The sequence below is a fragment of the Rhodocytophaga aerolata genome, from assembly GCF_030503435.1.
In the GTDB taxonomy this organism is placed as follows: domain Bacteria; phylum Bacteroidota; class Bacteroidia; order Cytophagales; family 172606-1; genus Rhodocytophaga; species Rhodocytophaga aerolata.
This window is the reverse complement of record NZ_JAUKPO010000001.1, coordinates 893,332-906,881: the sequence shown is the minus strand read 5'-3', so window position 1 is coordinate 906,881 and position 13,550 is coordinate 893,332. Positions and strand designations below refer to the sequence as shown.

Here is a 13,550-nt window from a genome sequence, read left to right as displayed (position 1 = left end):
GACCGAAAAAGTAACGGAGTTGCAGCTGAAAAGGCATGTTTGTAGCTTAAAGAAATTAATTCAAACAGCTTCTAAGATATATTATTGTAAAAGGAAACCGCTGCTTTGTATAAAGCAGCGGTTTTTGTATAAGCAATTTATAAGTAGTCCTCAGTACACACTAGTAAACACCCCTGATATTGTATGCTCCTCTCTTTCTACCTGACCCTTATTCTGCTGATAAATCCGCCTAAGATAGATACTGCGGAAAAATTGCTGGAAGCCATGCAAAAAAAATATGTGGGTAAATGGGCCCATACGCTTACTTTTACGCAGTACAATACACATTATGAGAAAGATACCATTTCGGGTACATCCGTTTGGTATGAAGCTATAAAATACCCGGATAAGTTCAGGATAGATTTTGGTGACCCATCCTTAGGCAATGCGGTACTATTTACCAATGAAATGATTCAGTGTACCAGTTTAAGAACAAAGAATTAACGGCTAGTAAAAAACAAGTAAATAACCTGATGCTTCTGGCAGGCGGTATTTATTTTTTATCAAAAGAAAAAGCATTAAGAAGACTAAACGAAGCTGGCTACAATACAGCTGCTTTTTACGAAGATACCTGGAATGGCAGGCCGGTGTACGTGGTAGGTGCCAGGCAAGGAGATGTACAAAGCAACCAGTTCTGGCTTGATAAGCAACACCTATATCTGGTACGTACACTTGCTGCCCAGCCTGACGGGCATATACAGGAAGCTCAATTCCGTAAACACATCCGGACGGCGGGCGGATGGACAGAAACAGAAGTGCTTTTCCTGACAGATGGCAAGCCGCAGCAGCTGGAAGTATATAAGAATCTGCAAGCCAATATGCCATTACCAGAGGGCTTGTTTTCGGCACATTTATTTGGCAAAATACACTGGATGCCTTAAAAAGTATACAGTTGTTTCGATGGCCGGAGTCCCTCAAAATGGGTGATTTTCTGTGTGGCATGTCTGTACGTACTGCTTATTATACTAGGCTGTATGACTTCAGTAGGCACTCTACCAGCCATCACAAAACACAAACTCCAATTACCCCTTTTAAGCCGTTAGTGTAAATAAATTCATTATATCCATTCAAAGCTTCTACATTAGAACCTACTTATTTTTTTAACCTTAACACGTGCACTATGGCTTTGCAAAATATACGCATTGTCATTGTAGAAGATGACAATCTGATCAGGGATGGATTTGCTTTGTTAATCAACAGTACATACGGATACACGATAGTAAATGCGTATAACAACTGTGAGGATGCAATTAAACACCTACCAGAAGATGCTCCCGACGTAGTGCTGATGGATATTGAATTACCCGGCATGAATGGGATAGAGGGCATTGAGAAGATAAAACGGCTCAGGCCCAAAACCAACATTATTGTAGTAACCGTGTATGATAACGATTCGCTTGTATTTCAGGCCCTATGTGCCGGGGCTGGTGGCTACCTGACCAAAAATATGCAGCCAGCCAGGCTACTGGAAGCTATAAAGGATATACAGGAAGGCGGGGCGCCTATGAGCACCAATATTGCCCGGATGGTGGTATCTTCTTTTCAGAAAAACCGCAATTCTCCGCTAACGGCCAGGGAAACCGAAGTGCTGGAACTACTCTCTAAAGGCAAAAGCTACAGTACTATAGCGGAAGAGATATTTGTAGATAAAGAAACCGTACGTACACACATTAAAAATATTTACTGGAAGCTGGAAGTACATTCCAAAGCCGAAGCCATAGAAAAAGCCCTTAAGCATAAACTGATTTAGCAAAGAATTTTTAGTATTACCCTCTGGCAGCCAAATAATTTTCAGTGAGAAAATATATAAATAGTATAATTTTTTGCATAAAGCGCTAACTCTTGTTAGTGCTTTTTTTATATAGTGTGTGTAAGCTAGCTTTTATGGTATAGTATGCTCAATTAAATCTATTAATTGATTTTTTATCATAAATCCCCCAGTTTGCGTGATTTTTTTCAGGTTTTAAATCCCCAATTTTGAATAATAACTTTGCTTTGAAAAGTACAATTGTTATTTGTTTGGTTCGTATGCCAAATAAATACTAGATGTATCTCAAAACAGCCAAATTTTTTTAACCAAAACTTATTATTATTTTAACTATGCCAAAAAAATTACTAATGGGCATGCTGTTCACCTTACTTCTATTGCAGCATGCCTGGGCGCAAACCCGAACAGTTACTGGAACTGTACGTTCGGTGGCAGATAACTCACCCTTGCCCGGCGTAAACGTACTTGTGAAAGGAACAAATAATGGCGCCACCACTAACGGGGAGGGTAGTTATAGCTTACAGGTTCCGGATGGAGCTACCCTGGTATTCAGCTTTATCGGATTTAAAGCCCAAGAAATAGCTGTAGGCAACCAGACGGTAATAAATGCTCAATTATCTGAAGATGTTACCAGTCTTACCGAAGTAGTGGTTACCGCACTCGGTATCGAAAGAGAAGCCAAATCATTGGGGTATGCTGCTTCTACTGTGAATAACCTGGAATTAACCAAAGGAAGAAGTGCAAACGTGATGAATTCGTTGCAGGGAAAAATAGCCGGGGTAAACATTTCTACGGCTTCCGGAGCTCCCGGTGCCTCTACAAAGGTTATTTTGCGGGGATATTCTTCTGTTACCGGGAATAATAATCCATTGTATGTAGTAGATGGGGTACCTATCAACAATAGTTCTAACAACTTCTCTACCGACGACATTAACTATGATCCCAGAACAGACTTAAATGATTATCAGGATTTCGGTAACCGGGCAAATGACATCAATCCCGACGACATTGAAACCGTTACTGTGTTAAAAGGAGCTTCTGCAACGGCTTTGTACGGTTCCAGGGCTGCAAATGGGGTTATTGTTATCACGACCAAAAAAGGAAAGTCTGCCGAAAAAGTAAATGTAGATTTCACCAGTTCGGTAACCGTTACAACACCTCTGCGGCTTCCACAATTGCAAAATGAGTTTGGCCAGGGCTGGAGCGGCCATTTTGCCTTTGAAGAAAACGGAAGCTGGGGTCCAAGGCTAGATGGCCAAGAGCGCTTGTGGGGAAATGTGGTGGACAACACTCAGCAATTAAAGCCCTTCAGTGCGCAACGAAACAATCTGAAAGATTTCTATACCAGAGGCACCTCTTTTATTAATACGATTGCCTTAAGCGGTGGTACCGACAAATCTACTTTCTATCTGTCGTATGGAAATGCTACCGAAGATGGTATAGTGCCTACAGATGCAGATTCATATAAGCGGAATACGCTGGCGCTTCGTGGGTCTACCAAAGGAGAAAAACTTTCTGCATCTGCTTCGTTAAATTATGTACGGAAAGATGCCAAAGCCCTTACTTCCGGCCAGGGTTCTCAGGGAACTACCTTATTCCAGGAAATCATCCAGATTCCCAGGGATATGAGTATTGTTGATTTTGCCGACCTGGATAATAAATTCAATAATCTGGACAATTATTTTACCTTATATGCACAAAACCCTTACTGGCCCATTAAGCGCAACGGCAACGTTTTCGATGAAAACCGCATATTTGGTAATGTAAACTTAGGATACCAGATTACTCCCTGGTTAAATGCCTCCTGGAGAGTTGGCGGAGATATATCAAATGCCTTGGTAAATAGTTTTGTAGCCATCGCCAGAACTACTCCAGGTAGCCCTAATGCGTCTGTTAAACAGATTCCTGGCCGTGTAAGCGAAAGAACCCGCTTTGCCAGAGAGTTGAACAGTGATTTTATTTTGAGCACCAACAATGATATTACCCCTGACCTCAACCTGACATCCGTAGTAGGGTACAATGTAAATGAACGGTTTTTTAAAGATAACCTAGCATATATTAATGAGCTGAACATTCCAAATTATTATAACCTTTCCAATAGCTCTAATCCGCCGGTAGCACAAACTTCTACTTCATTGCGCAGATTGTATGGAATTTATGGTCAGGTAGGCTTGTCTTATAAGGATTTCCTGTTTCTGAATGTGCTTGCCAGAAATGACTGGTCTTCTACCTTGCCAAAGGAAAATAATTCCTTTTTCTACCCTGGGATAAATGCCAGCTTTGTGTTTACCGATTTGGTTCCGGGTATAAAAGGAGCTTTATCATATGGTAAACTACGTGCCGCCTGGGGGCAGACTGGTAATGATGCCAACCCGTACCAGGTAAACTCTGTAATGATTCCCGGCCAGATATTTATGCCTTTTGGTGATATTACTTTCCCCATCAATGGCATTAATGGTTTTGAAGTTTCTAACACCATTGGCAATCCTAAACTTCAGCCGGAAATCACTACTGAATACGAATTTGGCGCCGATCTGCAATTTTTCAGCAACCGCATAGGAGTAGATGTAGCCTACTACAACCGTTCTACCACAGATCAGATTCTGGCCGTGCCTATTGCCTCTTCTTCCGGATATGGCTTCCAGGTAATGAACCTGGGTAAGATTGAGAATAAAGGTATTGAGTTGCTGGTGACCTTAAACCCAATCCGCACCCCAAGTTTTAACTGGGATATCCGCTATACTTTCTCTAACAACCGCAACAAAGTAATACAACTGGCACCCGGACTGGAGAAAGTTACCTTGACCAGTGCCTATGGTGTTGAGTTTGTGGCTATAGAAGGACAGCCTTTAGGTACGTATCTGGGATATGTTCCCTTAAAAGATGCGCAAGGCCGTACAGTTGTCAATGAAACTACCGGTTTCCCTGTATCCGCTCCTGAAAAAGAGATATATGGCAACTCGCAGGCAAAATACCTGATGGGATTATATAATACCTTCACCTACAAAGGCTTATCTGCTTCCTTTGGCTTTGATATACGTCAGGGCGGGTTAATTTATTCGTATACCCAAAAACTGACACAGTTTGTAGGAAACTCTACCAATACCCTGTATAACAACCGCCAGCCATTCATTGTCCCTAATTCAGTGGTGCAAGATGGAACAGACGACAATGGCAACCCAATTTACCGGGAAAATACTACCGCTGTGGATGTAGCAAGTGTAGTAGATTATTGGAATGAGAATAGCAATCCTCCCATTGAAAGAGAACATATGCGCGACAGATCTTTTGTAAAACTGAGAGAAGTCACCCTTGGTTATGAACTGCCAAAATCTTTGTTCGACCGCTTGCCTATTTCTACGCTAAGCATCAACCTGGTAGGAAGAAACCTGCTACTTTGGACGCCTGAAAGCAATAACATCATTGACCCTGAGGTAACTACTTTTGGAAATGATTTGGCAGGCGACTTTGGCGAATTTGGCCAGGGACCTACTGTTCGGAGTTTTGGTGCCAGCTTACGGGCTACTTTCTAAGCATAGTTTTTTCAAGGGTAGTATCTGTACACACGGGTATTGCCTGATTAACCCATCATGATTTTTAAAATGAAAAAGTTATTTAATATAGGACTTGTATTTTCACTGCTGCTGTATGCTACTTCCTGCGGTGACGACTTTCTGGATGTAAATGTGGACCCTAATAATCCAAGTGATGCACCTGTAAACCTGGTATTCCCTACAGCAGTTACTTCTACGGCCAGTGTGGTTGGTGGATGGTATGCTATTCTGGGAGGGATGTGGTCGCAACACTGGACACAGAACAATGGCTCTAACCAGTACAAAGATTTTGACTCATACAATATTCAGCCTACTGACCTGGATTTTTCTTTCCAGGAGTTATATACCGGTGCCCTCAACGATTACAAGTTTGTTAGAGATAAAGCAGCGGCTGATGAAAACTGGAATTTTTACCTGATGGCTACAGTCATGCAGGCGTATACTTACCAGAACTTAGTAGACCTATACGATCAGATTCCTTTTGATAATGCCTTACAAGGAGATGAAGGAAATATTACACCTACCTATCTGGCCGGCGATGCTGTGTATGATTCCCTGCTTGTGCGTATAGATGAAGCGTTAGGAAAAGATCTGGAAGCAAGTACATCCCTAGACCCAGGTAATACAGATTTTGTATTCCAGGGAGATATGGATCAATGGATACGTTTTGCCAACACCCTGAAATTGAAAATATACCTTCGCCAGGTGTACGCGCGGCCACAGGTAGCCGAAGCTGGTATCAGAGCATTGTATACAGCAGGCGCAGAGTTTTTAACAGATCCCGCTGCCGTTACTATATTTTTAGATCAGCCCAGCAAGAGTAATCCCCTGTTCGAATCAGATCAGCGCCAGCTGAATACTACTGAAAATATCAAGGCAAGCACTACGCTGTTCTCTTATCTGCAAAATAGAAACGATCCCAGGTTAGATGCCTATTTTATTCCCGGTTCTAGTGGCCAGAAGTCTTTAGATCAAGGTAATTTTAATGCGCCTAGTACAGTTATTGTGCCCGCCTCCGTATCTAAGGTAAAAATTGGTGCAACAGATCCGGTATATTTTGTATCCGTAGCTGAAAGTTATTTCTTACAAGCGGAGGCAGTATTGCGGGGCTTCGGAACAGGAGATGCACAAGCGTTGTATGAGGCCGGAGTAGCCGCTGCCTTTGAACAGGAAGGGTTAGATGGTACGGCTTTTTATAGCGCTGGCGGTCCTTATGAGTTTCCGGTTGCAGGCACGGTTGAGCAAAAACTGGAAGCCATTATTATGCAAAAATGGGTAGCGCTAGCCGGTACTTTCCAGGGCATTGAATCATTTTTTGAACAAAACCGAACCGGGTACCCTCGCATAAGTCCGGTAGCCGCTTCCGATGCTGCCTATGTGCCTGGCCAGTTAACGTATTCTATCGAAGGTGTAACCCCCGGCAAGCAATTCCCCAGACGTTTATTGTTCCCGGACACTGAGCGGAGCCGCAATCCAAATACACCTGTGCAGGTACCCATAACCGAACCAGTATGGTGGGATAGAAATTAGTATTTGTCATTATTGAGCAGAAAACTTCAGATGAAATGGCTGACAAACAGGCTGCTATCAGGTGGCAAATGTAATTGGCCACTCCATCTGACCATAAAAACAACTTATACACAGATGAAAAATAATAGATATTTATTGCTGGTTCTTTTAATGGCTGTCATTTTCTTTTCAGGCTGCGAAAGGATACTGGATACAGAAGGAATTTCCAGAATTACCTCGTTTCCTACCTTTCAAATGCAGGGCGAAGAAATTGTAACGGTAGTAAAAGGAGGCACATTTACAGATCCTGGCGTTACCACTGTAGAAGGCTACCCTGTAACCTCCTCTATAACAGGCAGCGCCTATATTGTGCCTGGTAAAACTCAGCCAACCGATGTAGTATATACAAGTGGAGCAGTAGATACCAATGTTCCAGGTATATATATTATTACTTATTCTTCCACCAATCCCGATGGCTTTAGTGGTACCACTACCAGAACCGTTTTTGTGTTAGATCAGCAGCCAGACCCGGCAGTAGATTTATCTGGTTCATATGCAAGTGGTACATCACCTGGGGCTACCATTACAAAAGTGGCCGATGGCGTATTCTATTCATCAAACGCCTGGGGTGGCGGAAGTACAGTTGTTATTCCTGCCTACCTGATCTGTACGGATGGTGTAAATGTAAACGTACCTCAACAAGAAAGTACTGTACGCATTTTTGGCCATGGAACTGTTGCGGCAAACGGTACCCTCAACTTACTTATGTCTCGCCCTACATTCGGCCCGCCACCGTTGATAGACTTGGTTAAAGACTGGGTAAAGGCTAACTAAGTATTTCATACATTAAAAGCAGTGAATAGCCATATTGGCTACTTAAGGTATTACACTCGATTTAAACAATTTTATACAATGAAAATCAATTATTGGCATATACTACTTCTCTTTCTTGGTCTGGGTTTGACTACGGCCTGCGAGAAAGATGATCCGGAAATACAGAATACCGCTACTTACCCGGTTTCAGGCGAGTGGTGGGTAACCTATCAGGTACGAAATCCCGAAGGGCAACTAGAGGATGTTGGAGGAGGATATTATCCTTTACTGACCTACAATACCGCTTCTAACCGGCCTGATTCTATTTGGGTATCTGATGCAAATAGCTTTTGGGAGTATCAAGTAAAGGCAGGTTTAGATTTACCAAACAGAGCTTTTGCCATAAATGAAGGCCAAAATGTGGCATATGATAGCAAAGTGCGGATAGCCAATGGGAAGGTATTGATGGGGCAAGGCCGTTCTACCAGTGGTGTAGTAACCGATAGCCTTTACCTGGAGGTAGCTTTTGACGATGATGAAGAGCCTTATGGAACTACGTATATTGTTTCTGGCCACCGGAGAACAGGCTTTCTGGAAGACGAACATTAAACTAAACAAACTACATGTCAAACTTTTACCAGGCGGCCTCTGTTAGAGGCTGCCTTTTTCCTGATCACAACTTCCCTGTTCCTATGTTGCAAAAGCTAAAACAAACCATTGTTTCTATTGCCTTAGTAGGCATATGTAGCCTTGTAAATGCCCAAGCTGTTCAAACAAAAGAGCCTAATTACCGTGACCCAGTACTTGACCGGCAGTTTGGCATTATTGCCGAAGTAAAATCCAGACCTGCCGGGGTGGAAGGTACCAACTACCTGAGCCCAGAATGGAACACAGGTACCATTTATTTAAAGTCAGGCGATACATTAAACAATTTTCCATTGATGTACGATCTCGATAAACGCACCTTGGAGATTCAGGCAAAAGAGGTAATTAAAATTTTGCCCGGCGAAAAAGTAATTGCCTTTGAATGGCAGGATAAAACAGGCCGGAGTACCTCATTTGTAAACAGTGAATATTATACCTTAGATGGCACACCTTTGCTGGGTGTATTTGAAGTCTTGGCTGCCGGTGATCTGCAACTTCTTTCTAGAATAGAACTGGAGAGGAAAAAGTCTAATTATAATGTGGCGTTGGATGTAGGCAGTAAGGCAGATAAACTTATAAAAAAAGAAAAGCTTTATGTAGCCAGAGAAAAAAAACTTACCGAGTTGAAAGGAAAAGACGACTACTCAATTTTTGGAGACAAACAGGCAGCAATTCAGCAGTTTGCCAAAGAAAATAAAGCAAAACTATCCAGAAAAGAAGATGCGCTACGCATTATCGGGTACTATAATAGTCTCTGAGAATAACTTTAGCAGACATACAGTGCTAACATCATGTACCAAAACCTTAGCTACCGGCTAAGGTTTTTTTGTTTCTGGGTAAGGCTATCACCCGGAACAGATCACCCTAAAATGGGTGAATAGAATTAATAAATCTGCTATTTTACATGAATAATGCAGGTTAAATTACCCTATAAAAATCTTTTCATGGAGCAGAAAAACCGTTCATCCAACACCCTTCCATCCATCTCCCTTCGCTGCCGTTCAGCCTGCGTTTTATCCGCTCTTAGGTAATCCCTCAAATAGGGTGAGAGTAGCCCTTGTTTCCTCCTGTATCTTTGAATCAACAAAAACAAGACAACTAAAAAGTTTAACATAAAAAGGGAGAAATCATGAAGAATGTAGTCATAACCATGCTAAAAAAAGCCGGACTAGCTTTAAGTTTAGCACTAATTGTAAGTATGGGATACGTAACAGAGGCAGCTGCCCAAGGGAAGTCGATAAGTGCCAAAGGTAAATTAACTAAGTTGGCCAGGCATCCAAATATAGTAGCCCCCAAAACACTGGACATGGCAGTGTTTCAGGTAGAAAACACGTTGAAGTTTAAAGTACATATGGAAAACTATGCAGGCAACAATGTAAACATCCGGATCAAAGATGCTTCTCATAAAGTGCTCTATGAAGAGAAAGTAAAAGATGTTTCTAAATATATCCGCAAGTTCGATTTCAGCACCATGGCCGATGGCCAATATACGTTCGAGATATCTAACGGTACAGAAACCTTAAGTAAAGATATAAGCCTGCAAACGTTATCAGCCCGTTCATTGCAAATTAATGATTAACCGCTCGCTCATTCTTGGAAAAGCTATACCGGCAGACGCTTACCTATTTGCCGGTATAGCTTTTGTAAATTCTGCAATAAGCAATAAATTTTTCTGTTCTGGGCCACTTTACTAATAAAATAAACAGGGATTAGCGAATGTTTCAGAAAAATCACCCAGTATGAGGTAGAGTAGCTGCACAATCGTTTAGTAAATTTATATACGTATTATTCAATATGTTTTTTTCCTTTCCTATACCTCAAAAATTAATCATCAGACATATGAATCCGCCGATCAAACTAGATAAAATAGACTATCAGTTGTTAGAATTGTTACAGACGAATGCTAAAGTCACCAATCTGTATTTGTCCAAAGAAATAGGTCTGTCGCAGGCAGCCGTATTCGAACGGGTGAAGCGCATAGAAGCTGCCGGCCTGATAAAGAATTATTATGCGCAGCTGGATACCAAAAAAGCCGGGCTGGGCATTACCTTTTTCGTGCAGATATCTTTAGCCAGCAACAAGAAACCTCAGATAGATGCTTTTCTGGAAAAAATAGACCAGATAGACGAGGTAATAGAATGCCATCATATTACTGGTTCTGGAAATTTCCTGTTGAAAGTTATTTCAAAAGACCTGACTACTTTTCAGGAATTGCTGATGGATAAGATGAGCAGTATTGAGGAGATTAGCAATCTGGAGTCAATGGTGGTGTTGTCTGTGGTGAAAGACAGCAAAGTAATGCCCATACCCATGCCTGATGTAGCCTAATAGTTATCCCAGGATAATTATAGATACGTAATGCAAATAAAAACAAAAGCCGTAATCCACAAGATTACGGCTTTTGTTTTACTTAAAGATAAGGCGGAGGCTGCTAATTGCTTAATCTGCTTTTTGCAACTCAACCAGGGTAATTTCTACACGCCGGTTCTTTTTCTTATCTTCCTCCGTTTCATTATTATTCAGCGGGTCCGTTTGTCCGTAGCCTTTGGCTAAGGTACGGTTGGCTGAAATGCCTTTGGCCACCATGTATTTAACTACTTCTTTGGCACGTGTTTCGGAAATCTGCTGATTCCGTTCTTTGGTACCTACATTATCGGTATGGCCGGCTATTTTAATTCCGTACGTTGGATTCTTCTTCAAGAATTCATATACTTTTTCCAGTTCAGGCGTTGCTTCTGCTTTTAAATTAGCCTTATCTGTATCAAAATAGACGATATAAATCTGGTTGGGTTTAATAACCGTTTCTTTAGTAATCTGTACTTTATTCTGAGCAGGCGTTTTCTTGATCTCATTGGTGTTTACTGCTGCCATCGTATATAATGTATCTTTACCTACCACAAAAGGCTGCAACTTTCCGCTAGCATCGGTGTACATGAACCGGTCACCAGCTGGGGTTTCGTTCTTGGCCAGGTTGTTCATGTCTACCCGGTCGGAGTAAGCAACATCCAGCAGGGCACTCAAGGCAGCAGAGTCAGCAGCTGACATAATGTTGCCCATTAAGGCAAATACTTCAGAATTGTTTTGCTTCGCTTTGGCATCTCCCTCTTTTTCTACATCATAAAAGGCATTCTTTACAGATATTTCCTGTCCTACTACTTTACCGTCTTTGGTCACCGGATTCAGTAAAATTTCCTGGTATAGCTCATAGAAGTAATTCTGGTTAGGCACATAAATATTCACTAGATATGGTTTAAATCCTTCTGCCTCAATAATCATATCATAGTTTTTGCCGGGAGGGAAAATTACCAGATAATCGCCTGTTTTTGCATTCGGGTTATATACATCTTTGATAATCTCTTGTGTTTCTTTATCTACCACCTTAATTACCGTTTTCAACGCTTTTGGAGGTGTGCCGGCTAATATTCTACCTTTCATCATGGTTAATGGCACTACACCCTGCTCTTCCGGAATACCTAGGAAGTAAATATCCTGCCCGCCTAATCCACCCGGACGGTCAGAGGAGAAATAGCCTTTTTTTCCATCGGCAGACAAAGCAAAATAACTATCGTTGTAAGGCGTATTTACCGGCACTCCCATATTAGCTGGAACCGACCAGCGGCCTTTGTCCAAAACAGCTTTGAAAATATCAAAACCACCCATTGAGTTGTGTCCGTCAGAAGAGAAATACAGGGTTTTCTTATCTGGGTGAATAAAAGGAGCTTCTTCATCGTAAGGCGTGTTAATGGCAGGACCCAGGTTAATTGGGGTTCCCCATTCGCCATTCGGCTGTTTTTCTACCTTATAAATATCCATGCCGCCAATGCCACCCGGACGGTTGCTGGAGAAATACATGATTTTTTCATCAGGGGTAAAACTGGCGCTGCTTTCCTGAGAGGGAGAGTTTACTTCTTTCCCTAAACGGACAGGAGCCGCCCATTTGTCCCCTTGCAGTAAGCTCGTATAAATATCACCGGTGTTAGCGGTAGTACCCATGTAGAGCAGCAACTTTTGTCCATCCGGCGAAAGACCAACTGAGCCGATATTACTTTTAATATTATTTACTACCGGGGCCACAATGCCAATGCTTTTCGGAGCAGCCCAGGCATTACTTATTTTGTTAGAAACCAGAATGTCTTCTATATCTAAGGGTTTGGAGCCCGGAGTAGTAGCTGTACCAGGTTTAAGAGACGTGTACACAAGTACTTTTTCATCTGCAGAAATTACGGGGCCGTATTCTGTATGTTGTGTGTTAACGGGTGCCCCTATATTCTGCACAAATACCACAGCTTCTACCTGGTTTAGTACCTTGGCATTGGTACAAAACTGAATCTGGCGGGTTGCTTCGGCAAGTTTTTCTGCTTCTTTGGCTACTGTTTTATACAAATTGAACTGTTCAATAGCTGCATCGAATTTACCGTCCAGATGATACCCTTTTCCCAGGTTAAAGTGTGCCCTGGGGGGAATACCGGCATCTTTACTTTTGATGGCTGCCTCGAAGTAGGGAATAGACTTCAATAACTGGCCTGGCATATTGAAATAACATACGCCTATGGCATAGCTGGTCTGAGGATCATTGGGGGTTGCTTTATCTAGTTCCAGATATAAAGGTAATGCCTGCGCATAATCCTTAATATTGAGTAAAGCATCGGCTTTCTTTATTTTTCTGTCTATTTCTGCGCTTTGTCCAAAGCTGTCGTAGCTCTGAAAAGAGAGGCTGGAAATAAGTAACAGGAAAGCACAGGTGTAAGATTTGCGGTTCATACAAACATTCATTAAAAATGGCTTCTTGTCTTTATTTTTTAGTTAATCAGATAGATACTTATCTATTTATACATTGAAAGCTTTTCAGCAGGTGGTATAGGTCGGTAAATTCTGTAGTTTTGCAGCAGGTCATAAAAAGCATTCAGGTAAAAGAGCCAGAGGCAGTTTTTGTTGTGGAATGTATCCTTTTTATGAAGTGCTGATTGCAGGCAGAACTTGCTTATTAGAAATTTATAAGAGCCATTTGTTCTTTACAAATGAGAAGGAAAAGTCGCAGCAGCCGGGGAGGTGATATTTCCAAACTATTTCTACGTTTTGCTGTTCTATAAAGCTGTTGCGGGTACCGATGTATAAAATGCGGGAGTTGCCCACCTGATTGTTCCCTGGGAGCCTATGAATAGTAGCCAGTGAATGAAATTATTTTAAAAATGTATTGTTATAACAGAAGCAAACCTGCCATA

The 13,550-nt window shown here is 41.8% G+C and carries 11 protein-coding genes; 10 read left to right on the top strand and 1 reads right to left on the bottom strand.

From position 1 onward, the window contains the following. Nucleotides 1-183 precede the first annotated feature (183 nt). The 10 genes from Q0590_RS03640 to Q0590_RS03595 all read left to right on the top strand — a co-directional run bounded on the left by Q0590_RS03640 (nt 184) and on the right by Q0590_RS03595 (nt 10,656). On the top strand, nt 184-483 hold the full coding sequence (locus Q0590_RS03640) for a hypothetical protein (RefSeq protein ID WP_302036115.1): 300 nt from the start codon (nt 184-186) through the stop codon (nt 481-483). Next, nucleotides 456-920: a LolA-like protein gene (locus Q0590_RS03635; protein ID WP_302036114.1), complete on the top strand. Its 465-nt coding sequence runs from the start codon at nt 456-458 to the stop codon at nt 918-920. The genes Q0590_RS03640 and Q0590_RS03635 overlap by 28 nt, the downstream gene beginning before the upstream one ends. A gap of 239 nt (nt 921-1,159) precedes the next feature. After that, nucleotides 1,160-1,789: a response regulator gene (locus Q0590_RS03630; protein WP_302036113.1), complete on the top strand. Its 630-nt coding sequence runs from the start codon at nt 1,160-1,162 to the stop codon at nt 1,787-1,789. Nucleotides 1,790-2,139: 350 nt separating this feature from the next. Further along, nucleotides 2,140-5,340: a SusC/RagA family TonB-linked outer membrane protein gene (locus Q0590_RS03625; RefSeq protein WP_302036112.1), complete on the top strand. Its 3,201-nt coding sequence runs from the start codon at nt 2,140-2,142 to the stop codon at nt 5,338-5,340. Between the two features lie 69 nt (nt 5,341-5,409). Beyond that, the gene (locus tag Q0590_RS03620) at nt 5,410-6,891 is read left to right on the top strand and encodes a SusD/RagB family nutrient-binding outer membrane lipoprotein (RefSeq protein ID WP_302036111.1); all 1,482 of its coding nucleotides are present in this window, start codon (nt 5,410-5,412) and stop codon (nt 6,889-6,891) included. 114 nt (nt 6,892-7,005) lie between these two features. Then, nucleotides 7,006-7,704, top strand: a complete 699-nt coding sequence (locus Q0590_RS03615) for an immunoglobulin-like domain-containing protein (protein ID WP_302036110.1) — start codon at nt 7,006-7,008, stop codon at nt 7,702-7,704. A 78-nt stretch (nt 7,705-7,782) separates the two neighbouring features. Then, complete coding sequence (locus tag Q0590_RS03610; protein WP_302036109.1) at nt 7,783-8,292, top strand: lipid-binding protein; 510 nt, start codon at nt 7,783-7,785, stop codon at nt 8,290-8,292. A 14-nt stretch (nt 8,293-8,306) separates the two neighbouring features. Further along, nucleotides 8,307-9,086: a hypothetical protein gene (locus tag Q0590_RS03605; RefSeq protein WP_302036108.1), complete on the top strand. Its 780-nt coding sequence runs from the start codon at nt 8,307-8,309 to the stop codon at nt 9,084-9,086. 371 nt (nt 9,087-9,457) lie between these two features. Beyond that, entirely contained in the window at nt 9,458-9,907 is a 450-nt protein-coding gene (locus Q0590_RS03600; RefSeq protein ID WP_302036107.1) for a T9SS type A sorting domain-containing protein, read from the top strand. A 260-nt stretch (nt 9,908-10,167) separates the two neighbouring features. Then, nucleotides 10,168-10,656, top strand: coding sequence for an Lrp/AsnC family transcriptional regulator (locus Q0590_RS03595; protein ID WP_302036106.1), 489 nt, complete (start codon nt 10,168-10,170; stop codon nt 10,654-10,656). Nucleotides 10,657-10,767: 111 nt separating this feature from the next. Here the strand turns inward: Q0590_RS03595 and Q0590_RS03590 are convergent, their stop codons facing one another. Next, nucleotides 10,768-13,089 (bottom strand): OmpA family protein, encoded by a 2,322-nt coding sequence (locus tag Q0590_RS03590; RefSeq protein ID WP_302036105.1) that lies wholly within the window; start codon nt 13,087-13,089, stop codon nt 10,768-10,770. Between the last annotated feature and the right edge of the window lie 461 nt (nt 13,090-13,550).